The sequence below is a fragment of the Planctobacterium marinum genome (genome assembly GCF_020687805.1).
Classification (GTDB): domain Bacteria; phylum Pseudomonadota; class Gammaproteobacteria; order Enterobacterales; family Alteromonadaceae; genus Planctobacterium; species Planctobacterium marinum.
This window is the reverse complement of the sequence record NZ_JAJEWQ010000001.1, coordinates 73,431-95,994: the sequence shown is the minus strand read 5'-3', so window position 1 is coordinate 95,994 and position 22,564 is coordinate 73,431. Positions and strand designations below refer to the sequence as shown.

General features: G+C 45.9%; 19 protein-coding genes. 11 read left to right on the top strand and 8 right to left on the bottom strand.

Going from position 1 to position 22,564, the window contains the following annotated elements:
* Positions 1 to 163: 163 nt before the first annotated feature.
* A complete protein-coding gene (locus LJ740_RS00440) occupies positions 164 to 652 on the bottom strand; it encodes a CinA family protein (RefSeq protein WP_229527046.1) in 489 nt (162 codons plus the stop codon).
* Between the two features lie 32 nt (positions 653 to 684).
* Here LJ740_RS00440 and mutS point away from each other — a divergent pair, with 32 nt between their 5' ends.
* Entirely contained in the window at positions 685 to 3,261 is a 2,577-nt protein-coding gene (gene mutS, locus LJ740_RS00435; RefSeq protein WP_229527044.1) for a DNA mismatch repair protein MutS, read from the top strand.
* A 10-nt stretch (positions 3,262 to 3,271) separates the two neighbouring features.
* Here mutS and LJ740_RS00430 read toward each other — a convergent pair whose 3' ends face one another.
* On the bottom strand, positions 3,272 to 3,679 hold the full coding sequence (locus LJ740_RS00430) for a response regulator (protein WP_229527043.1): 408 nt from the start codon (positions 3,677 to 3,679) through the stop codon (positions 3,272 to 3,274).
* A gap of 238 nt (positions 3,680 to 3,917) precedes the next feature.
* Between LJ740_RS00430 and LJ740_RS00425 the strand changes: the two genes are divergently transcribed.
* The 4 genes from LJ740_RS00425 (at position 3,918) to LJ740_RS00410 (ending at position 11,071) form a co-directional block, all read left to right on the top strand.
* The gene (locus tag LJ740_RS00425) at positions 3,918 to 5,549 is read left to right on the top strand and encodes a CTP synthase (RefSeq protein ID WP_229527042.1); all 1,632 of its coding nucleotides are present in this window, start codon (positions 3,918 to 3,920) and stop codon (positions 5,547 to 5,549) included.
* A 108-nt stretch (positions 5,550 to 5,657) separates the two neighbouring features.
* Complete coding sequence (eno, locus tag LJ740_RS00420) at positions 5,658 to 6,950, top strand: phosphopyruvate hydratase (protein ID WP_229527041.1); 1,293 nt, start codon at positions 5,658 to 5,660, stop codon at positions 6,948 to 6,950.
* A gap of 49 nt (positions 6,951 to 6,999) precedes the next feature.
* Complete coding sequence (locus LJ740_RS00415; protein ID WP_229527040.1) at positions 7,000 to 7,656, top strand: hypothetical protein; 657 nt, start codon at positions 7,000 to 7,002, stop codon at positions 7,654 to 7,656.
* 148 nt (positions 7,657 to 7,804) lie between these two features.
* Positions 7,805 to 11,071 (top strand): FG-GAP repeat domain-containing protein, encoded by a 3,267-nt coding sequence (locus LJ740_RS00410; RefSeq protein WP_229527039.1) that lies wholly within the window; start codon positions 7,805 to 7,807, stop codon positions 11,069 to 11,071.
* Positions 11,072 to 11,098: 27 nt separating this feature from the next.
* Here the strand turns inward: LJ740_RS00410 and LJ740_RS00405 are convergent, their stop codons facing one another.
* Positions 11,099 to 11,395 (bottom strand): hypothetical protein, encoded by a 297-nt coding sequence (locus LJ740_RS00405; protein WP_229527038.1) that lies wholly within the window; start codon positions 11,393 to 11,395, stop codon positions 11,099 to 11,101.
* 569 nt (positions 11,396 to 11,964) lie between these two features.
* Here LJ740_RS00405 and LJ740_RS00400 point away from each other — a divergent pair.
* The 6 genes from LJ740_RS00400 to LJ740_RS00375 all read left to right on the top strand — a co-directional run bounded on the left by LJ740_RS00400 (position 11,965) and on the right by LJ740_RS00375 (position 18,747).
* Positions 11,965 to 12,402: a hypothetical protein gene (locus LJ740_RS00400; protein ID WP_229527037.1), complete on the top strand. Its 438-nt coding sequence runs from the start codon at positions 11,965 to 11,967 to the stop codon at positions 12,400 to 12,402.
* Positions 12,403 to 12,751: 349 nt separating this feature from the next.
* On the top strand, positions 12,752 to 14,311 hold the full coding sequence (leuA, locus tag LJ740_RS00395; RefSeq protein WP_229527036.1) for a 2-isopropylmalate synthase: 1,560 nt from the start codon (positions 12,752 to 12,754) through the stop codon (positions 14,309 to 14,311).
* 2 nt (positions 14,312 to 14,313) lie between these two features.
* On the top strand, positions 14,314 to 15,411 hold the full coding sequence (gene leuB / locus LJ740_RS00390) for a 3-isopropylmalate dehydrogenase (protein ID WP_229527035.1): 1,098 nt from the start codon (positions 14,314 to 14,316) through the stop codon (positions 15,409 to 15,411).
* Positions 15,411 to 16,814 (top strand): 3-isopropylmalate dehydratase large subunit, encoded by a 1,404-nt coding sequence (leuC, locus tag LJ740_RS00385; RefSeq protein ID WP_229527034.1) that lies wholly within the window; start codon positions 15,411 to 15,413, stop codon positions 16,812 to 16,814. Before leuB ends, leuC begins: the two co-directional genes overlap by 1 nt.
* Before the next feature lies 1 nt (position 16,815).
* Positions 16,816 to 17,418, top strand: a complete 603-nt coding sequence (leuD, locus tag LJ740_RS00380; RefSeq protein WP_229527033.1) for a 3-isopropylmalate dehydratase small subunit — start codon at positions 16,816 to 16,818, stop codon at positions 17,416 to 17,418.
* A gap of 120 nt (positions 17,419 to 17,538) precedes the next feature.
* Complete coding sequence (locus tag LJ740_RS00375; protein WP_229527032.1) at positions 17,539 to 18,747, top strand: HD-GYP domain-containing protein; 1,209 nt, start codon at positions 17,539 to 17,541, stop codon at positions 18,745 to 18,747.
* Between the two features lie 43 nt (positions 18,748 to 18,790).
* Here the strand turns inward: LJ740_RS00375 and LJ740_RS00370 are convergent, their stop codons facing one another.
* The 5 genes from LJ740_RS00370 to LJ740_RS00350 form a co-directional block, all read right to left on the bottom strand.
* Positions 18,791 to 19,264: a Dps family protein gene (locus tag LJ740_RS00370; RefSeq protein WP_229527031.1), complete on the bottom strand. Its 474-nt coding sequence runs from the start codon at positions 19,262 to 19,264 to the stop codon at positions 18,791 to 18,793.
* 148 nt (positions 19,265 to 19,412) lie between these two features.
* Complete coding sequence (locus LJ740_RS00365) at positions 19,413 to 19,577, bottom strand: hypothetical protein (protein WP_229527030.1); 165 nt, start codon at positions 19,575 to 19,577, stop codon at positions 19,413 to 19,415.
* Positions 19,578 to 19,716: 139 nt separating this feature from the next.
* Entirely contained in the window at positions 19,717 to 20,418 is a 702-nt protein-coding gene (locus tag LJ740_RS00360; protein WP_229527029.1) for a hypothetical protein, read from the bottom strand.
* Positions 20,419 to 20,445: 27 nt separating this feature from the next.
* Positions 20,446 to 21,549: a general secretion pathway protein GspB gene (locus tag LJ740_RS00355; RefSeq protein WP_229527028.1), complete on the bottom strand. Its 1,104-nt coding sequence runs from the start codon at positions 21,547 to 21,549 to the stop codon at positions 20,446 to 20,448.
* A complete protein-coding gene (locus LJ740_RS00350) occupies positions 21,542 to 22,453 on the bottom strand; it encodes an ExeA family protein (RefSeq protein ID WP_229527027.1) in 912 nt (303 codons plus the stop codon). The genes LJ740_RS00355 and LJ740_RS00350 overlap by 8 nt, the downstream gene beginning before the upstream one ends.
* Positions 22,454 to 22,564 lie beyond the last annotated feature (111 nt).

Sequence of the window (22,564 nt, the reverse complement as noted above, 5' to 3'; positions counted from 1 at the left end):
ACCATACAGTTACAATCATTATTTATAAATTTTTTATAAGTGCTTAAAAACTGGCGTTTTTTTAAGGTTCCAAGGTTGCACTGCCTGTAAAACAGGCGTTATTTTAGCGCCCTTAGCGATAACATACCAACCAGATTCAGCCGCACAGCTTAGCTGGCGAGATTTATTTTGCCAATCGTTCTGTTAACGTTTGCATCGCTACTTCTATGGTTTGCTCCCGCACCCGCGCCCTGTCGCCTGTAAATATTCTGGAGAACGCAAAATGTTCATCGCCGACAATAAAACCAAACCATACCAGCCCCACCGGCTTGTCCTGCGTGCCCCCTCCGGGACCTGCTACACCACTCACAGCCACCGACACATTTGCGTTCGCCGCTTTCAAAGCACCGAGCGACATTTGCTCTACAACCGGTTGTGAAACCGCGCCATGCTTATTAATGATTTGGGGGTCAACGGCGACGAGATCGGATTTAGCCTCATTACTGTAGGTAATGAAACCCCGGTGAAACCAATTTGAACTTCCAGAGGCACTGGTAATGGCGTATCCTATGCCTCCTCCGGTACAGGACTCGGCACAGGTAATCTGCCAGTTTTTGTCTGTGAGTAGCTCACCAAGTTGAGCGGAAAGTGTCAAAATCTGATCTGAAATCATCGAAACTTCTCAAAAATAAGTAAAAAATAAATATGTCGTCACCTGATTATAGTGAAGCCGCTCTGGCAAACCATACCCCGATGATGCAACAGTATTTGCGCATCAAAGTCGAACATAAGGATATCCTGTTATTTTATCGCATGGGTGATTTTTATGAATTATTCTGGGATGACGCAAAACGCGCTGCGCAACTACTGGATATTTCCCTGACAGCCAGAGGTAAATCAGGTGGCAATGCCATCCCGATGGCAGGAGTTCCCTACCATGCTGTGGAAGGCTATCTGGCCAAGTTGGTAAAACTGGGTGAATCAGTGGCCATTTGCGAACAGGTTGGCGACCCGGCAACCAGTAAAGGCCCCGTTGAGCGCAAAGTTACCCGAATCATTACACCTGGCACAGTAACGGATGAAGCCCTGTTAGAAAACAGTGCCGAAAACCTGCTGGCGGCGGTGTCTTATCACAAACAAGAGATTGGTTTCGCTACACTAGACGTGAGCAGTGGCCGCTTTGTTATACGTCAATTGCTAAGCACAGAAGCACTTGAAGCCGAACTGGAAAAAGCCCGCCCGGCTGAAATCCTCTACCCCGATGACTTCCCTTATACCTGGCTGTTTGACCAAAATGCCGGACTACGTCGCAGGCCTGAATGGGAATTCGATCCGGCAACAGCGGTTAAACTACTCAACGAACAGTTTGGCACCCGTGAACTATCCGGTTTTGGCATCGAACAGGATAAATCGCAAATGGCCCTGGCTGCCGCAGGCGCCATTTTGCAGTATGTCAAAGATACTCAACGCAGTGCCCTGCCTCATATTCGTGCTTTGAAAAAGCCAGAAGATGCCCATCTGTTGCAGTTGGATGCTACCACCATCCGTAACCTTGAACTTACCAAGAACCTCTCTGGTGGTGAGCAAAACACCTTATTTTCTGTGCTGAACCAGACCAAAACACCAATGGGAAGCCGCCTGTTGCGCCGTTGGCTACATGAGCCATTGCGCTGCCGCAACGCCATTCGCGCACGACACAACCTGGTTGAACAAATCCAACGAGTTGATTTTGTCCAGGTTCAGGAAAATCTGAAACTGGTGGGTGACCTGGAACGAATACTGTCCAGAATGGCCCTAAGAAGCGCCCGACCGCGAGACTTTTCCCGCTTAATACAAGCCTTGCAGCAGCTTCCTGAGATACATATTTTTCTGGAAGAGCTGGGCAATCCGGAAGCCTTATTGTTAAAAGACAACATCGGACTTTTCTCCGAATTGCACCAACAACTGGATGATGCCATCGTAGACATGCCGCCCATGCTTATCCGCGATGGCGGCGTGATTAAACCCGGCTATAACAGTCAACTGGATGAATACCGTGCGCTGATGACAGGCGCCACTGACGTTCTGGAAAAAATAGAGAAACGGGAACAGTCAGAAACCGGTATCGCTAACCTGAAAGTGGCCTTCAATAAAGTGCATGGCTACTACATCGAAGTCAGTAAAGGTCAGTCGCATTTAGTGCCACCTGAATATGTGCGCCGTCAGACCCTGAAAAATTATGAGCGGTACATTATCCCCGAATTAAAGGAATACGAAGATAAAGTACTGTCCAGCCAGGCACTGGCACTGGCATTGGAAAAACAACTTTATGATCAACTCTTTGACAAAGTAATTCCAAATCTGGCAGCTTTGCAGGACACCGCTGAATCTGTCGCCCAACTGGATGTATTGGTTAACTTCGCGGAGCGGGCCGAAGTATTGAGTTATCACCAACCGGAGATGACCGATGACAACGAAATACATTTCCATCACGGTCGTCACCCCGTGGTAGAGACCATGGTGTCCAGCCCTTTTATCGCCAATCCAATCGCCATCACTGAAAACCGGAAAATGTTGATTGTGACAGGCCCCAACATGGGCGGTAAATCAACTTACATGAGGCAAACCGCGCTCATTGTATTAATGGCGCATATAGGCTGTTTTGTGCCGGCGGAGCAGGCGCGCATAGGTATTATCGACCGCATTTTCACCCGTATTGGCGCCTCAGACGACCTAGCGTCGGGTCGCTCTACCTTTATGGTGGAAATGACAGAAACGGCCAATATATTAAATAATGCCAGTAAACACAGTTTGGTTTTAATGGATGAAATCGGCCGGGGCACCAGTACTTACGATGGGTTATCTCTGGCCTGGGCAACGGCGGAATGGTTAGCCAGTAAGCTCAATAGTTATTGTTTGTTTGCCACTCACTACTTTGAATTAACGCAACTGGCAGACGATACGCCAGGGATCGTCAATGTGCACCTTGATGCGGTGGAATACGATGGCGGTATTCGCTTTATGCACGCAGTGCAGGAAGGCGCAGCCAACAAAAGTTATGGCTTGCAAGTAGCAGAACTGGCTGGCGTACCCAATTCGGTAATTCGTCGGGCAAAACAAAAACTGCAAACATTGGAAAGCACTCCCCATGAGGATGCAACCCTGCCAATGCCGGTGCAAAATGATTTTCTCACCAGCACCAATCCGGCTCTGACCCTGCTACAAACGACTAACCCCGACGATTTAACGCCCCGGGAAGCACTGGACATTCTGTATAAACTGAAATCACTGGACGACTCCTGAGGGAGTCGTTTTAGTGGGACAGCAAATTTTTGTAAGGTACATCCAGTTTATCAAACAGGTTCATAATATTTTTTGCCAAAACCGGCTTGGCAAGAAAACTTACGGCCCCGGTGGCAATAGCCTCTTTTACATTTTGAGCAGTGCTGCCTCCGGAACACATAACCACATTGGTAGCTGAATATTTATCGCGGATATGACGCAGTAACGACATGCCATCAACACCAGGCATATTGATATCTAAAATCACCAGGCCGTACTTTTTAAGGCGTAATCTGTCGATTGCATCGTTGCAACTGCTGGATGTTTCAACCCTCGAAAACCCCAGTTTAATTAAAATAATGCGAATAAAGCTGCGAATTTGCTCATCATCATCCACAATCAAAATTTCAGTATTAAAATCTATCTGATCCTTTGCCACAAACTCTCACCTTCACCGTAACCTGTTTCGCAAATCGCTGTGTTTAAAGATAAGCAATAAATCTTCATTTCACAAAATTCCTTTGCCTACGGCATAATAATTACGCAATTAACCGATTTCTCAAAAAAGAATGTGCTTAACTCATTGTTTGCAAAGCCGCATTTCCGTATACTGTAGCGCCATCTGACAGTCTCTTTGAGCCTCCTCTTGGCGCTCAATTGTATCCTTTAGGTTTTACATGACGAATTATATTTTTGTAACTGGTGGTGTTGTATCATCACTTGGTAAAGGTATTGCTGCTGCATCACTGGCGGCGATATTAGAGGCACGGGGCCTGAAAGTGACCATGCTGAAACTGGATCCCTATATTAACGTTGATCCAGGCACCATGAGCCCAATTCAGCACGGCGAGGTGTTTGTTACTGACGATGGCGCTGAGACTGACCTGGATTTGGGTCACTACGAGCGATTCATTCGCACCCGCATGACTAAGCGCAACAACTTTACCACCGGTAAAGTATACGAAGAAGTACTGAAGCGAGAACGCCGTGGCGACTTCCTGGGTGCCACTATCCAGGTGATTCCTCATATTACCAATGAAATCAAGCGACGCATCGTTGAAGGTGCTGAAGGCGTTGATATCGCCATAGTAGAAATCGGTGGCACCGTGGGTGATATCGAATCACAACCTTTCATTGAAGCAATTCGTCAGTTAGGCACGGAAATTGGTCGCGAGCGTGCACTGTATATGCACCTGACGTTAATTCCCTACATGAAAGCCTCTGGTGAAATCAAAACCAAACCAACACAGCACTCAGTAAAAGAGCTGCGCTCTGTGGGTATTCAGCCTGATTTATTAGTTTGTCGCTCAGAAGTTCCACTTCCAAGCAACGAACGCTCTAAAATTGCCCTGTTCACCAACGTCAATGAAAAAGCCGTCATCTCTTTGCGGGATGCCGACAGCATTTACAAAATCCCGGCCATGTTAAAAGCACAAAACATGGATGATATCGTAGTGAATCGCTTCGGCATTGAATGTCCGGAAGCCGATTTAAGCGAGTGGGAACAGGTGCTGTATGCCGAATCCAACCCTACAGGCGAAATTGTCATTGGCATGGTGGGCAAATATGTCGAACTACCCGATGCCTATAAGTCAGTAAACGAAGCCTTAAAACACGCTGGTTTAAAAAATCGCCTGAATGTGTCAATTAAATATATTGACTCTCAGGATGTCGAAACCAAAGGCGAAGCCGTACTTGCCGGCCTGGATGCGATATTGGTACCAGGTGGCTTTGGCGAACGCGGTATCGAAGGTAAAATTCGCACCGCACAATACGCCCGGGAAAACAAAGTTCCTTATCTGGGGATTTGTTTGGGTATGCAGGTAGCGTTAATTGAATTCGCCCGCAACGTGGCCGGTATGGAAAACGCCAACAGCACTGAGTTTGACACCGAAACCCCCTTCCCTGTGGTGGGCCTGATTACGGAATGGCAAGATGCCGCAGGCAGCACTGAGGTACGATCTGAAGAATCCGACCTGGGTGGTACTATGCGTTTGGGCAGCCAACTTTGCCACCTGGAGCCAGGCAGTAAAGTGCATGATTTATATGGTTCAGATACAATCTTCGAGCGTCACAGACATCGCTACGAAGTGAATAATAATTTATTACCGCAAATAAAAGCAGCTGGTCTGAAAGTGACAGGGTTGTCTACCGACAAACGCCTGGTGGAAATTATCGAAAACGATGATCACCCCTGGTTTGTGGCAGGACAATTTCACCCTGAATTCAACTCTACACCAAGGGACGGACACCCGCTATTCGAAGGATTTGTCGCAGCAGCGGGAAAATACAACAAAGACAATAATTAATCTGTAACAGATTTAATGCCAGGCGTAGCCATATTTCATAGCGATATTGCTACGCTTTTGCTAGTTTATGCGGATTAATTGCGAACCCATTTTCAGGAACATATTTTTATGGCAAACATTACAAAGATTGTAGGTCGCGAAGTTTTAGACTCACGTGGCAACCCAACGGTTGAAGCAGACGTATTTCTCGAATCAGGAGCCTGGGGCCGCGCTTGTGCACCTTCAGGTGCTTCTACGGGTTCACGCGAAGCATTAGAATTAAGAGATGGCGACAAATCTCGCTATTTAGGTAAAGGCGTAACTAAGGCTGTTGCCGCAGTTAACAATGACATCCAACAAGCATTGCTGGGTAAAAATGCCCTTGAGCAAGCTGCGCTGGACAAAATCATGATTGAGCTGGACGGCACCGAAAACAAAGAAAAGCTGGGTGCCAATGCCATCCTGGCGGTTTCGCTTGCAGCCGCTAAAGCCGCAGCAATGGAAAAGAAAGTGCCACTTTATCAGCACATCGCTGACATCAACGGTACGCCAGGACAATACAGCATGCCAGTACCTATGATGAACATCATCAATGGTGGTGAGCACGCTGACAACAACGTTGATATTCAGGAATTCATGGTACAGCCTGTTGGCGCTGCTACCTTTAAAGAAGCCCTGCGTATGGGCGCAGAAATCTTCCACAGCCTGAAAAAAGTATTAAGTGGCAAAGGCCTGAATACTGCAGTCGGTGACGAAGGTGGTTTCGCTCCAAATCTGGCTTCAAACGAAGAAGCACTGGCAGTCATCGTTGAAGCTGTTGAAAACGCGGGTTATGTGATGAATAAAGACATCACTTTAGCACTGGATTGCGCCTCTTCTGAGTTCTACAGCGACGGCAGCTACAACTTAAGCGGTGAAGGCAAATCCTTCACGCCTTCAGCCTTTACGGACTACCTGGCTGAACTGAGCAACAAGTACCCTATCGTCTCCATCGAAGACGGTATGGACGAAAGCGACTGGGATGGCTGGGCTGAACTAACTCAAAAAATCGGTGATAAAGTTCAGTTGGTAGGTGACGACCTGTTTGTTACCAATACCAAAATCTTATCTCGCGGCATCGAGCAAGGCGTTGGTAACTCCATTTTGATTAAATTCAATCAAATCGGTTCATTAACTGAAACACTGGAAGCCATCAAAATGGCCAAAGACGCAGGCTTCACGGCAGTTATTTCACACCGTTCAGGTGAAACTGAAGATGCCACCATTGCCGATCTGGCTGTGGGCACCGCTGCAGGCCAAATCAAAACTGGTTCACTGTGTCGTTCTGACCGTGTTGCTAAGTACAACCAGTTATTGCGCATTGAAGAAGAACTGGGCAGTTCTGTTGCATACGCTGGTCGTTCGGCCATTAAAGGTCAATAAAACTGATAAGGTGTTGCCACTTCGGTGGCAACTCTGACAGACTCACACCATGTTTGACAGCAACGATATCCAAACCTCAATATTCCATGGCAGTGAGCAACAACTGGAATACGCCGAACTGTGTACTGCACTGTTTGAATCAACCCTGTTGGATATCGCCAAACAAGATAATCTCGATACCGTCCGAATTCAGCGTAAGCTGGCCGGGCTGTCTTACCACGTAAAAAATGCCGCTTATAAACTGCTCACAACCGAAAACCCTATGGCGGTGGATATCCATAACGCCAGTTGGCAGTTAAAACAACCGCGTAAATGTCCAGGCAAGCAGTACCTTACACAAGAAGCCGTTGACTGGTATATGAAGCATTCCTGTTATGGCTTACCTGTGCCGGTATTACTGATGGATTATGAGCATATCTACCTGGAACTGGACTCCATTGATATCATGGACTTGCCCAACAAACGCATACACCTCAACAAAAACAAATGGATTTCGTTAGAAGCACAGGAAGAAACCCAACCCGTATTGCAAAACAAGCAGCAACAGTTGGTTATTCCGCAAAAACCGTTTAAAGCAACAATGACGTCTGCCTGCTGCGGCCATCGCTGGAGCCACAAAGGCATCACCCATCCTCGTAAACTTAGCCTCAGAGAGTTATTGCTTTCTACTACCATTCACTGGAAAAACTTCCGCTTTCCGGTTTAATGCTTTCTCATACAACTTTACTGATCTACGTGTTCTTAAATTATTACAATACATATGGAATAAATTTTTCCATTCGATAGTCAACACATCATACCGCTGTATAATTCAGAAAAATTTTATCACCTATCTATGAAAATGGAGTTTTCTAATGAAAAGACTATCCTGTTTGTTTCAGTGCCCCAAAAACAACAGCATGACAAAATATCTACTTTGTCAATTGGCGCTGGCAACAGTTTTTTTGTTTTCCACACATTCCTACAGCACTGAACAACTCGGTACAGATATCGATATTTTAAGTACTGATTTTGGGAGCAGTGAACAAGTGGAATACATTCAGGTGTGGTCATACTCAGAGGATGATTGGGGTGACCCTCAGTATAACGAATCAGCATTGATTACAACGTCCCCTTATTATCTAAAAAATGGGTTCACTGTTGAATTAGACCTCGTGCGCCTTAAATGTATTTTCTCAATTGAACAACGACTTGTTATTGATGGTCACGGCTTTTTATTAGGAGAAATAACGCATTTAGCGAATAAAGATGGTTGCTGGTTTAAATCGGATTATTTTAATGAAGAGTTTTTGGTATCAGATGCACAAATCCGCATCGCAATTGATAATGAAGGTGTAATCAGCTTTTCCCAGGGTAGCCAGGTCGCCATCACTTCCGACACAAAGTTAGATATGGACTTATTTGAAATTGCTTACCCCGCCGTGCAATTTGATCAAGGTAACCTTGCGGCATTCAGACTAAGCACACCGGCCAACAAGTTGGGCGAAGAAGCAAAAAATTTAATTGGACAAAACTTTTTTGATAATTTTTACGCCCACCCAGCAGGGCTTGGTGTTAACCAAACTGTTTCAGATGAGTTCAGTCACAAAGTATGGACAATTGCATTTACTGATAAAGATTTGAGTCCGTATTACAACAGTCAACACTATATAACTCATTACAATACGAATTTTGTTTTTCACCCAAATAGTAACAATCTAAATATTGTTGAACAATTACAGGAAATCTGGACAGCTCAGGATGAGAATGTTGCTAACACCTATGTGATCAGAACTTGCCTGGAAGAGACTTGCCCAGCAATCAATGCTGATGATGTCGATTTTTATTATGGTCTAAAAAAGCCTTCTTATATAGAGCTATCGCAGTGGGAGACGTTAGGGGTAACGCAAAACCAACAAAACGGATTTAGTTTCGAAATCCCTTATCTCTTCAGACTTATTTATGAACGCCAATATGCTCAGTCCATTGAGTTGATAATGCGTGAAGAGTACACCCAGCAGGAGCAGACTTTATATTCTTTAGCATTGGAAGATCTTTTTCCGGAATGGGACGGTACTTACAGCAAGCTTGTTGAAATCAATTTACACAGTGATGACCCTATTCAGTTTTACCTGAAAGTGTGCAACACCGTCAATTGTTACGATTCAGCACTGAGCACTATATTTTCCGCCATGATGGTTGACACTGACTCTGACGGTATTCCCGATTACGAAGATGCCGATATCGATAATGATGGTTACTCAAATGAACTAGATCCATTTCCGCTAGACGTGACTGAATGGAGTGATCTCGATGGAGATGGTCAGGGCGATAACTCTGATCCTGATATAGACGGAGATGGTGTTCAAAATGAAGCAGACGCTTTTCCTTTGGATTCCGGTGAGTGGATAGATACTGACAATGATGGTTTGGGAAATAACGCGGATCCAGATATCGATAATGATGGATTCTTAAATGAGGATGATCTATTCCCTCTTGATGCCAGCGAATGGACTGATTTAGACGGTGACGGCATCGGCGACAACTCCGATCCCGATGTGGATGGTGATGGCCTGGACAACGAGACAGACCCGGAACCCTACGAGTTTAATTTCAATGTTCGCCAGGATGACAGGGATTACGACGGTCTGTCAGATGATTTGGAGCTAGCTTTAGGCTTTGATCCCGAAGTAGCAAACAATCTGCGCCTTGACTCGGATTACGATGGGTTTAGCGACTTAGTTGAGTCATTAGTGGGTAGCGCCTTAAACGACAGTAATGAAACCCCCATTGAGTTGGGCTATTTAGAATCTTTCGAAAACGGCCTTCCAACATTGATAAACCTGACACAAGCTGAACAACTAAATTCCACGGGCAGTGTGCAGGGTAACCTGAGTTACTTGCTGGAATTAGATAATGCCAATGAAGTGCAAGTTGAGGAAATTCAGTACCAGGGTCATATAGGCAACGGTTATTTAATTTTTAGCAGTTATAGCGACACGATAGATGAAGCATTAGACGTGGAATTAGCGGTGTACAATACGCACTGGGGGTTTAACAACGATGAGCAACAACACCGTGTTTATTTAGGTGATGGCGTTACCCTGTTTTTCCTGCCCGTTCGTAATGACAACTCAAAAACAACCAAACTCAAAATCAATCTTACAATTAGCCAGCCTACTGCTGTCGATATGTTCTATTTCCCTGTAAGCGAAGCTTGTCGCTTAAGTCAAAGAAATCCTGGCATGCCTGATTTCAATTGCGATGGTAAAGCCGATCCGGCACTGCAAAGAGGAAACTATGCTGATAGCTGGCTGTATAAAGATACCGACACGTTATTAAATGATGGCAACAGCATCACCAATGCCGGGAATGCCTTGTTATTCAGTCACGGTGACTTTGATGGCGATGGCATCAGTGATGCCATATTGCGCACCAATGATATGCACTGGCGAATCTATTATTCCAGCTACGGTAAATCAGATACCGTCAGTTTTGGCCTGGATGTAAACGATATTCCGGTTATTGGTGACTATGATGGCGATGGGATCAGCGATATCGCGGTCAGACGACCTCGCACCGGCATGTGGTATGTTAAACGCTCCAGTGACAACGAAATTGGCCGTATTCGATTTGGACGTTTTAGTGATGATATCCCCGTCCCGGCTGATTATGATGGCGATGGTATCACTGATGTGGCAGTAAAACGGAAGTCAAATAGTACCTGGTATATACGCCAATCATCGAATGGCGAAACTCGCCGCGTAACCTTTGGTAAACAACCCGGTGATATTGAGGTCCCTGCGGATTATGATGGTGACGGCAAAGATGACATTGCCATTCGACGCCCTTATCTCGGAGAATGGATAGTATTACAATCATCAGATGGACAAATCGTTAAAACCCGTTTTGGTAGTCGCGAAAATGATATCCCGGCCCCTGCTGATTACGATGGCGATGGCAAAGCTGATTTCGCGATTAAACGCGTAGAAAATGGTATGTGGTATATCCTGAGGTCCACTGACAACGAAATTCAACATTTTCATTTCAGCACTGACCGATACGATATTCCGTTAACTGCTCCACCTATACTTCGATGGCAGGTTGCCAATGGCGACTATAGTTTCATGGATAGCAATTAGAGCTTATAAGGCCATCCCTGATGGCCTTTATCCTTCTGAATTTAGATAAGATTTACATTTATCTTCCAGCAATGTAAACCAGCGTTTTTTATAAAATGACTTGGGCTCTGACAGCATCAATTTACAAGACTGTTTATAATTTAGTGCGCTAACACCGAGTCTCTGTTGTTCCGCCAGAATTCGTTGCTCTGCGTTATTAAACCACGCAATTTGAGCATCATCAGCGCCACAAAAGAAGCTTCCCTGAGCATAATAACTTTCTGACGTTGCGGGTAAAAGGTTAACCCCCACCTCAACCAGTCCTCGATGTTTATTGGTATTCATACTTATCGCCCGAACAACAACACTGTCATGCGCGCATATTGATACTGCCCGGTCCTGAAAGAGCCGCTTTACTTCCTTAACAGACGAGCTTTTAGAAATAGGAAATCGAAGTAAAACGACGTTTTCTTCACTATCGCTCTCCTCGGAATAATACAAACCGTCTGAATCTATCGATGAATTAGTCACACATGAAGTGGATAGTAACAGCAGCACAAACGCTGAAGTGAATCGCAAGGTAGTCCTTTTCATATACAGTCCTTTTTAAATTATCCAAGTAGCCAATAAAACTTCCGCAGAAAATCATACCTATAACCAGCAGAGTCTCAATAAAATTGTACTATTTGCCATGAATAACAGGGGAATTTAAAGAAGCGTCTGCCTCCTCGACTATAATTTGCTCAGTCTCGTAATCGTTGTCTTAAACAACTATAGTCATCTACTCCAATCCATTGCTAAAAATTTCGGTTCCAGAAGTTACAAAAAGAAAACCTGTCTCCAACAGCATACTTTGTTTGCCATTGTGAAAATTTCTGCCAAACTCAATAAAACTACAACATGGGAATCTAAAAATGCCTGTACCTACTCCGCGCCAGCAACATGCCTATGACGCCAGGATTAATCAGGACGAAACCAGTGCTCAGCGTGAAAGAACTTATGCCAGAGCCAGAAGCGCCAGTGCCACCAGACATGATCAACGCTCTCGTGATCAAACTCTAACCGGCACAGAAAGAGCGAGAGAGCGTACGCTATTAATGGCATCCAGAGCTAATGAACAACGAGGATTGCAAAACGCCTCAAACTTTTCATTGTCTGCTCTGCAGCATGATAGCGCTCAGTTGAGGTTGCGTCGGCAGGATGACGCAAGATTCAACGACAGGCAACATGCGCATTTTACAGCAACGACAGCTGTCCCTTTGAATCAAAGACGACAAACAACTCACAATCGTGATGCCAGTGCATTAACTCAGCATCAACGCAAATTCAAAGCAGATGGTTCAACAAATTAACACTACAACATACGACACTAGGATGATTATCCTAGTTTTAATGGAAAACGGTGGCTAACACATGTTAAGTAACTATTTATTCATGCCATATAACCAAAAACATTCTAATTCCAGAGAAAAACATCGCTCTCAAGCTTGACCCAACGGGGTATAAACGTTACAAATACATCCATACAGACGTTGAGAACATTCAACCCAAAATGGCAATTAAGTTTACTTCACTCCTACTACTCCTTATGGCAGGCAAAACTGCACGGGTGAGTTGTAAGTAAACAACCAAAAGCATTCATGAAAAACCCGTGCACAGCACGGGTTTTTTTGTATATAGCACAGCAAATCAGGAGTTAACATGGACAATCAGGTAAAGATCTTCGATACCACCTTGCGTGATGGTGAACAGGCGTTGCCCGCCAGCCTAACGGTTAAGGATAAACTCCAGATTGCACTCGCCCTTGAGCGATTGGGTGTAGATATCATTGAAGCGGGATTTCCGGTTTCTTCGCCAGGCGACTTTCAGTCGGTACAAACCATTGCCCGGGAGATAAAAAACGCGACGGTATGTGGCTTATCTCGCGCGGTAATGCAAGATATCGATGCTTGTGGTGAGTCTCTGAGGGTAGCTGATCATTTTCGAATTCACACCTTTATTGCGACATCTTCGATTCATGTGGATTCAAAGTTAAGAAAATCCAATGATGAAGTGGTAGAAATGGCCGTTGCTGCTATCAAACATGCCGGCAGATACACAGATGATATTGAATTTTCCTGCGAAGACGCCGGACGCACACACATTGATTACTTATGTCGTATGGTTGAAGCTGCAATCAATGCAGGTGCCACAACGGTGAACATCCCGGATACCGTTGGCTATACAACCCCTACAGAGTTTGGGGGCATCATTAACAACCTGTTTAATCGGGTACCCAATATCGACAAAGCCACAATCTCGGTGCATTGCCACAACGATTTAGGTTTGGCCGTTGCCAATTCGCTGGCTGCAGTAGAAAACGGCGCTCGTCAGGTCGAATGTACCATTAATGGTATTGGTGAGCGGGCGGGTAATGCCTCTCTGGAAGAAATCGCCATGATTTTAAAAACCAGAGAGCAATTGTTAGGACTGCAAACCAATATCAGAAGCACTGAGATTTCCAGAACCTCTAAGCTGGTCAGTCAGTTGTGTAACATGCCGGTACAGCCCAACAAAGCCATTGTGGGTACGAATGCCTTCAGCCACTCTTCTGGTATCCACCAGGATGGTGTATTAAAAGCGCAAAACACCTACGAAATCATGACCCCCGAATCGGTGGGCATCAACAAAAATAATCTGAACCTGACCTCGCGTTCTGGTCGTCATGTGATCAAACACAGAATGCACGAACTGGGTTACAAAGACAGTGATTTTGATTTAGACAAGTTGTATCAGTCTTTTTTGAAGCTGGCCGACAAAAAAGGTCAGGTTTTCGATTACGATTTAGAGGCACTGGTGTTCTTTGATCAAACCCGCCAGGACGAAGCCTACTACCAGTTAAATTATCTTCACGCCAACGCTGGTAAAAATATTGTGCCCAGTGCCACCGTTATTGTGGCGTTCGGCGACCAGGAAGTTACTGAATCCTCAACCGGCAACGGTCCGGTGGATGCAGCCTTTAATGCCATCATTAAAGCCACAGGCAGAGACAGCATAGAAATCGTTGATTTTAAGCTGGACTCCAAAGGTGAAGGTGCCGATGCACTGGCCCAGGTAAGTGTTATTGCTACCTACAACGGCCGTCGTTTTAGCGGTATTGGTTTGGCTACCGATATCGTCGAGGCCGGTGTCAAAGCCTTAATTTATGTAATGAACAATACGTATCTGGCGGATCAGATTGATCAACAGAAAAAACAAGTACAACGAATAGCAGGTGTATAACCATGTCAGGAAAACATATCGCAGTATTGGCCGGAGACGGAATTGGCCCCGAGGTCATGAACGAAGCCTTAAAAGTGTTGGAAACCATCAAGCATAAGTTTGATCTCAACATAACCACTGAACAATTTAATGTAGGCGGATACGCCATCGACCAGGACGGTCATGCCCTGCCTGACAAAACCCTGAAAGGTTGTGAAAATGCTGACGCCATTTTGTTTGGCTCTATTGGCGGCCCCAAATGGGATAACCTGCCGCTGGAACAGCGCCCGGAAAGAGCCGCATTACTGACTTTGCGCAGTCATTTTGGGTTATTCAGTAACCTGCGCCCTGCCCGTATTTATGAAGGCCTGGAATCCTTCTCACCGCTGCGCGCCGACATTGCTGCCAGCGGCTTTGATGTACTGGTTGTCAGAGAATTAACTGGTGGCATTTATTTCGGCCAACCCAAAGGTATGGAAGGCGAAGGTGAAGAACAATATGCCTTTGACACCATGCGCTATAGCCGAATGGAGATTCGTCGCATTGCCAAAATTGCTTTTGAAGCGGCGCAGAAACGCAGTAAAAAGGTTACTTCAGTAGACAAGGCCAACGTGTTAGTTTGCAGTCGCCTGTGGCGTGAAGTTACCGAGGAAGTCGCTAAAGACTATCCGGATGTCTCCCTGGAGCACATCTATATCGACAACGCTACCATGCAGTTAATTCGCTACCCTTCGGATTTTGATGTGTTGTTATGCTCTAACCTGTTCGGCGATATTATTTCTGATGAGTGCGCCATGATCACCGGTTCCATGGGTCTGTTGCCTTCTGCCAGTATCAATGCGGATGGATTTGGCATGTACGAGCCCGCCGGTGGTTCCGCACCGGATATCGCCGGTAAAGGTATAGCCAACCCTATCGCTCAGATATTGTCATTGTCCATGTTGTTGCGCTACAGCCTGAACGAGAACGACGCAGCTGACGCCATTGACAACGCGGTAGTAACCGCTCTGCAGTCACAGGTCTTAACCGCAGAATTATTGCCTGCCGACAAACGCCATGAAGCCAAAACCACCGCCCAGGTGGGTGATTTCATCGCCAATACCATTAAGGAGAGTCACTAATGGCGCAAACTTTGTACGAAAAAATCTGGCAACGTCATATTGTTGATCAGGTAGGCAACGACACTTTATTGTACATTGATCGTCATCTGATCCACGAAGTCACGTCACCACAGGCCTTTGCTGGTCTTGCGGAAAAAGGACGCAAAGTCAGACGCCCGGACAAAACGTTTGCCACCATGGATCACAGTATATCTACACGCTCCTTAGCGATAGATGCCTGTGGCCCGGCAAACCAGTTGCAATTGCAAACACTGATGAGCAACTGTGAAGCCAATGGTATAGAGTTATACCCCGTTGGCCATCACAAGCAAGGGATTGTGCATGTTATCGGGCCAGAATTAGGGCTTATCTTACCCGGTATGACAGTGGTTTGTGGGGATTCTCATACCGCCACTCACGGCGCATTTGGTGCGTTAGCGTTTGGCATAGGCACGTCTCAGGTTGAGCATGTTCTGGCTACGCAAACGCTGAAACAAAGCAAAGCCAAAACCATGAAAGTGGATGCTCAGGGTCAATTGCCACCTGGCATTACGGCCAAAGACATTATTCTTGCCATCATCGGCAAAATTGGACACGCCGGGGCAACTGGTCATGTTATTGAATATGCAGGTAGTGCCATTGAAGCGCTGAGTATGGAAGAGCGCATGACCATCTGTAACATGAGCATTGAGGCAGGCGCTAAAGCGGGACTCATTGCACCGGATCAGATCACCATTGATTACATTAAAGGTCGCGACTATGCACCTAAAGCAGACAACTGGGAAGCCGCCATTGCAGACTGGGCAGAGCTGAAATCAGATCCTGACGCTCATTTCGATACGGTAGTGATACTAAAGGCCGAATCGATTGAACCACAAGTCACCTGGGGCACCAACCCAGGTCAGGTCATCGGCATTAACAGTCCGATCCCTGGCCCCGACGACTTTAATGATTCGGTTGAAAAAGATTCCGCCACCAAAGCGTTAAAATACATGGGCATTCTGGCCGGCCAAAAGCTGTCTGAACTAGCCGTCAACAATGTATTTATTGGCTCCTGCACCAACAGCCGTATCGAAGATTTACGGGCTGCGGCTAAAGTCGCCAAACAAGGTAAAGTAGCGGCAAATGTCACCGCCATTGTGGTACCGGGCTCCGCTCAGGTAAAAATGCAGGCCGAAGCCGAAAAGCTGGATGAAATCTTTATTAATGCCGGTTTTGAATGGCGTCTGCCCGGCTGCTCAATGTGTCTGGGGATGAATGACGATATCTTACAACCGGGCGATCGTTGTGCATCTACCAGCAACCGCAATTTCGAAGGCCGCCAGGGACGAGGTGCCAGAACTCACCTTGTCAGTCCGGCAATGGCTGCGGCAGCCGCCCTGAATGGTAAATTTGTAGATGTCAGACAATATGGAGCAGAATAATATGAGTGGGATTACAGAATTTACCGGTACAGCTGTGCCACTGGACAGCGCTAACGTGGATACCGACCAGATTATACCAAAGCAGTTCCTGACCTCTGTCAGCCGAGCCGGTTTTGGCAAACATCTGTTTCATGACTGGCGTTATCTGGACCTGGAAGAAAAGGAACCCAATCCAGATTTTGTACTGAACAAAGCAGAACACCAGGGTGCCAGTGTATTATTAGCCAGGGAAAATTTTGGCTGTGGCTCCAGCCGGGAACACGCCCCATGGGCCCTGACTGATTACGGCTTTAAAGTGGTTGTTGCCACCAGTTTTGCCGATATCTTTTACGGCAACTGCATGAACAACCAATTACTGCCTGTCGCACTGCCAGGAGAGCAAATGGACCGTTTATTTTCTGCGGTTCAGGCTGACCCGGATTGCACAATTTCACTTAACCTGCCGGAGCAAACCCTGTCATGCAATGGCAATACCTTTCGCTTCGACATTGAAGCCCACCACAAGCACAACCTGATCAAAGGTCTTGATGCTATTGGTCAAACCATGGAAAGTGAAACCGAAATAGCCAACTACGAATCCCACATTCCTGCCTGGTTAGCATAATTCGAACACAATCTTTTTCAGTATTATGCTAATGTGTCATTGCCAATATCCCTGATATTGGCAATACTTCTCGATTAATACCTGAACATTCGCATTTACCTGACAGATTGAATTGATAATATGCAGCAAAATCAAATCGCTATCGTTCCTATAGATCAACTCCTGCCAGGGATGTTTGTCAGCCGTGTGACCAAACAAAGTGGTCAACTGAAAGTCAAATCTCAAGGTCTGATAAAACGCCCTGAACTCATTGCCATGCTCAAGAAAAAAGGCATTCTGGAACTGGAAGTGGATTACAGTAAAAGTAATCTTGAGGAAATCGCCAAACATCAACCAGAACAAACGCAGGAAACGGAATCAGTTGCAGACAAAGCACCGGAAAAGTCACTTTCAGATTCACTAAACCAATCGCAAACCTTACACGATCAGGCAAAACAGGTTCATTGTAAGTTGCTCGACAAAGTGCGTAACGGCGAACAAACAAATATTGAAGAGATCCGCAAAGTCTCGTCAGAAATTATCGACAGTATTTTTGAAAACCCCAATGCATTATCTTGTGTCTCTTTAATTAAAGACGCCCCGGATTACATCTGGGAGCACAGTGTCAACAGCGCCATATACATGGGTGTTTTTGCCCGACACCTGGGATTCGACAAAGAACTGACCGAAGATCTTTGCCTGGGTGGTTTTCTGATGGATATTGGCATGGCTACCATTCCGGAAGAGCTATTGCAAAAAGGCGATAAATTCCACGCTGAAGATCAGGAAATGATTAAAATGCATGTGGATTTTGGGGTAGAGCTGGTTTCTCAGGAAGAAAACGTCTCCGACGTGGTGCTGAGCGTCATTCAGGATCATCATGAACGACTTGATGGTTCAGGATATCCGGAAGGTAAAAAAGGCGATCAGATAAACACCTACGGCCGCATGGCCGCGATCATCGACAGCTATGACGCCATGACCAGTGATCGCCCCTATCGCAAAGGCTATACACCAACTGCAGCGCTAAAAAAGTTGTTGTCCGATACCTCCGGAAAATACGACCAATCACTGGTACAGCAATTCATTCGATGTATTGGTGTGCACCCGGTTGGTTCATTGGTTAAACTGAAAAGTGGCAAATTAGGGATCATTGTCAAGGCCAACAAAGACGAGCCTATTAAACCATTAGTCATGTGCTTTTACAGTGTCACCAGTGGCGCCCATACTGAGTTAAAGCGAGTCGATCTGGCAAAAGTAGCAGATGAGATTGAATGCACCGTCAGACCCAATGAATTTAAAATTAACCTGACCAAATTCTTCCGGGATATTTTTCTGGGTGCCATTTAAGGATGTAGTCGCTGTTTAGCGACAACATCCTGAACATTGCTGATTACTGTTTTCTGGTGGCTCTTAGCATCCACGCGGTTTTTTCGTGAATTCGCATACGATCAGACACCAACGCCGAGGTAGATTCATCATCCGCCGCCTGAGAAAGCGCCAGGACTTCTCTGGCAGTTCTCACCACCTGCTCATGTCCCCGAGTCAGAATATCCACCATATTACCGGCTTCCGGTACACCATCCACTTCGTCTATCGAGCTCAGTTGCGCAAATTCTTTGTATGTCCCAGGTGCCGGTACATCCAAAGTTCGAATGCGTTCAGCGATATCGTCTACGGCAACTGCCAGTTCGGTATAATGCTCTTCAAACATCAAATGCAACTCACGAAACTGCGGTCCGGTAACATTCCAGTGGAAATTATGGGTTTGCAAATACAGCGTGTATGAGTCGGCCAGTAAACGCTTCAGGCCATCGGCAATTTTCAAACGATTTTGCTCACTGATACCTATATCAATCGGCGTCATTACTATCTCCTTCTGAGGTTTAAACTTGACGTTTCAGATAGTGTATTGGGGCAAGGTCAGCAAAGACAAGGTAAAAATCAGGAACAGGTAAAAAAGAAAACGCTACAGCGCTTATTCCGGAACAGAACAAGCCATGTTATCGGAAAGCTCAAAAGTGTGCGGGCATTTCCAGCTCTTTGCGGGCGACATTCATATCGGTGTAAAATTTCAAAATAGATTCGGTGGCGCTTTGCTCTAACTCAACAGAGCCAGAACTGTCGATCATCCAAAACCATAAACGCAAAATGTTTGAGGGTACAACTCTTGATCCCATCAGATTCACTCACAAATAAAAACCTACCTGTGAGACGTATCGGCTGCCCTTTAAAAAAACTTTAATAAAATTTTCAAACCATCACTCGGAAGCTGTTGAAGGTGAGGAATGACTGAGAGGGGATCCGCAAAAATGAAGCTCAGAACAATAATTCATAGGCTTCTTCATCTTCACGCAGTGATACAAAGCCATTCTCAGAGACTTTTGCCTGGGCAATCGCGCCTGAATAGATCCGCAACTGTCGCTCTGTCATAAATTCGGCCAAAATGACCGTTTTAAAAATCAATAATGCCTGTGCCTTTTCGCAAGTCACAATGAATACTTTGTCAGGAAACACCAGGTGTAGCGTCTGTCCCTCTTCAAACTGAGTCAGGGCAAATTTTATCTGAACCAACACTTCTGCCAGAGAATGTGCCGTCAGGTTGAGTGCGGCTTTAAGTCCGGATAACTCTGCCCGTTGAATTAAACGAGTGAAAAAGTGCTCATGCAGCATTAAATCGCGGGTTACCTGTACCTCAAGAATGTCGCTCAGATCACCTTTGACTAACTTTTTTGAATCCAGCGTGGTTTGCTGAACTAATAACAGCTTTCCGATGCCGTCTTCTTCAATTGCTTTGGGTTCGATATAAAAGAACGTATGGTGAAAGTGCCAGGGGTGACGGGTGGGCTTGCGATACTCAAAAATAGTGATGCCAGCATGAGCCTGACGAAAATCCGTTAAAAACTGTTGTACGTGCTTTTTAGAGCCGAACTCGTGCTGAGCTTTATAAAAGCGTTCAACGTTGTTTTTTGCCTTGCGCATATCCCGTAAAAAATATGCTCTGGCTTCACTCTCTTGCAAACCAAAACCCCTTTGATTAGCGCCATGTTACCATTCGGATAAAGCCCGCATACTGAACTGGTGCCCTTCAAACACTAAGATCACATGCTGTGGTTCAATGCGTTCAATAAATAACTTGTCATCAAGCCATTCCCCCTCGCCCATTTCGATACCGTTTAACTTCACCCAACGGTCATTGGGATTAGAGGCATACATATGTGCTGAAAAAGACATACTGGGCAAACGCGTCATTATGCGAGCTGGCAACTGGTCAACCCGCTGAATGTCAGTGGAATTATAGGTGTTTTCTGCACGACCATATTCCAGGGTTTCACCATCATCCGCTAACGTTGGCGACGACTCTTTTTCCAAATCCGCCATCGCCGCTTCAAAACGTTTCATCAACTCTGGTGACACTGCAGAACTCGCCGCCGCTGGTGCTGCCTCTGTCACCGCAACAGTCTCTTCTGTATCGGCTGATGATGGCGCATTTTGAGAGGCAAGATTGCGAGAAACAGGTTCACCGACATTTTGCGCCGCCGTCTCTTCCTGCGTCTTATCCGTTGTTTCCGGTTCAACTGCGGCTACAATACTGCCAGCTTGAGTTTGCGCCGTATTGTCAGCCACAGAGTCTTTTACCGGTACGGATTGTGCCGGATTCTGAGGTTTATCAGCCACCAAAGTGGCAGTATCCTGCACCGGTTCTGAGACGCTAACTGGGCTACTGCTCTTATTCGCGAAGCCACTGGCAAACCAGCCGGTAAAAAATCCGACAAAGACCACCAATGCCGCTATCCCAACCTGAGTGCCATAATATCGCCAGGCCGAAGGAACTTTTTGCAAAGAAGGCATAAACAGGCTGCGATTAAACTGCTCGGTTAACTGATTATCTGCATCCTGGCGTGGCGATTCTTCATTGGCCTGCATCACAAACTGTGTTTGCGAAACGTGGTGGGTATCTTCGATTTCCAGTTCTACGGTTTTTTCCGGATCTATCGCAACCGAAACAACTCCCATTTCTGCCAGCCCCTGAACCATTTCCTGGCTGGTTACCAGACCTGTTTTTTTGATCCTGACCGGGCCATTTTGCTCAATAATGCCCAGGATAAACATACCAGGCTGAAGCGCCTGAATACCAATTTGTTTAGCCATACCAACTCCCCATGGCAAAACCCAACGTCGTGCTTAACAGAAACAGCAACACCAGCATTAAGGTTTGCTGTTTACCCTGACGCTGTTTAACCACATCCTCACCTAAGATTTGCTGAGCCGCAGCCACCAAAATGTGCCGCTTAACCGATAGCATTTGTTTGCTGGCCGTAATGGTCAAAGCTCTGTCGCACAATAAATTGATGACCCGGGGGATCCCCCCTGTAATTTGATAGGCTGCCTGCAATGCGCCGTGGCTAAATACCCCACGATCACCATTGGCTACCTGTAATCTGTGGGCAACATACTCCTTTACCTCACCTGACGTCAGCGGTAATAAGTGATAACGGGCAGTGATGCGCTGTGCCAACTGGCGTAACTCATTGCGTTTTAACAACTGTTGCAACTCTGGTTGTCCAATTAACACAACCTTCATCAGCTTTTCACGGTTGGTTTCCAGGTTGGTTAACAAGCGCAATTGCTCAAGTACTTCCGGCATCAGGTGCTGCGCTTCATCAATGATAAGAATGGTATTCTTATTGTTTTGGTGATTATCACTTAATTTTTTTAGTATCAAATCAGTAAAGTACTTCAGACTGGAAAGCTGGCGCTCGTATTCAATGCCAAGTTCATCACAAATCGTCGCCAGCAGTTCAATGGCAGACAAGGTTGGATTTAATATCATCGCGACCTGGGTTGTTGCCGGTAAGTCCTGCAACAGTTTACGCGCTACGGTGGTTTTACCTGTACCCACTTCCCCGGTGAGCATCACAAAACCACCGCTTTCTCTTAGACCAAAAGTCAGGTGTGCCAGGGCCTCTCTGTGCCTGGGGCTCATAAACAAATATTCGGGATTTGGTGCTATAGAAAAGGGATTATCCTTTAACCCAAAGTAATTCAGATACATATCTGCTTGTCCGGTTTCCGCTGAATCAAATCATTCTGGTTGGCTATCCTGACGATTTGTGTTTATTAAGTCAAAACATCAAAAGTAAAAATTCACATTTTCCGGCATAAT

Coding starts and splice junctions, on each gene's coding strand:
- LJ740_RS00440 (WP_229527046.1), bottom strand. CDS start 652: ATGATTTCAGATCAGATTTTGACACTTTCCGCTCAACTTGGTGAGCTA.
- mutS (WP_229527044.1), top strand. CDS start 685: ATGTCGTCACCTGATTATAGTGAAGCCGCTCTGGCAAACCATACCCCG.
- LJ740_RS00425 (WP_229527042.1), top strand. CDS start 3,918: ATGACGAATTATATTTTTGTAACTGGTGGTGTTGTATCATCACTTGGT.
- eno (WP_229527041.1), top strand. CDS start 5,658: ATGGCAAACATTACAAAGATTGTAGGTCGCGAAGTTTTAGACTCACGT.
- LJ740_RS00415 (WP_229527040.1), top strand. CDS start 7,000: ATGTTTGACAGCAACGATATCCAAACCTCAATATTCCATGGCAGTGAG.
- LJ740_RS00410 (WP_229527039.1), top strand. CDS start 7,805: ATGAAAAGACTATCCTGTTTGTTTCAGTGCCCCAAAAACAACAGCATG.
- LJ740_RS00405 (WP_229527038.1), bottom strand. CDS start 11,395: ATGAATACCAATAAACATCGAGGACTGGTTGAGGTGGGGGTTAACCTT.
- LJ740_RS00400 (WP_229527037.1), top strand. CDS start 11,965: ATGCCTGTACCTACTCCGCGCCAGCAACATGCCTATGACGCCAGGATT.
- leuA (WP_229527036.1), top strand. CDS start 12,752: ATGGACAATCAGGTAAAGATCTTCGATACCACCTTGCGTGATGGTGAA.
- leuB (WP_229527035.1), top strand. CDS start 14,314: ATGTCAGGAAAACATATCGCAGTATTGGCCGGAGACGGAATTGGCCCC.
- leuC (WP_229527034.1), top strand. CDS start 15,411: ATGGCGCAAACTTTGTACGAAAAAATCTGGCAACGTCATATTGTTGAT.
- leuD (WP_229527033.1), top strand. CDS start 16,816: ATGAGTGGGATTACAGAATTTACCGGTACAGCTGTGCCACTGGACAGC.
- LJ740_RS00375 (WP_229527032.1), top strand. CDS start 17,539: ATGCAGCAAAATCAAATCGCTATCGTTCCTATAGATCAACTCCTGCCA.
- LJ740_RS00370 (WP_229527031.1), bottom strand. CDS start 19,264: ATGACGCCGATTGATATAGGTATCAGTGAGCAAAATCGTTTGAAAATT.
- LJ740_RS00365 (WP_229527030.1), bottom strand. CDS start 19,577: ATGGGATCAAGAGTTGTACCCTCAAACATTTTGCGTTTATGGTTTTGG.
- LJ740_RS00355 (WP_229527028.1), bottom strand. CDS start 21,549: ATGGCTAAACAAATTGGTATTCAGGCGCTTCAGCCTGGTATGTTTATC.
- LJ740_RS00350 (WP_229527027.1), bottom strand. CDS start 22,453: ATGTATCTGAATTACTTTGGGTTAAAGGATAATCCCTTTTCTATAGCA.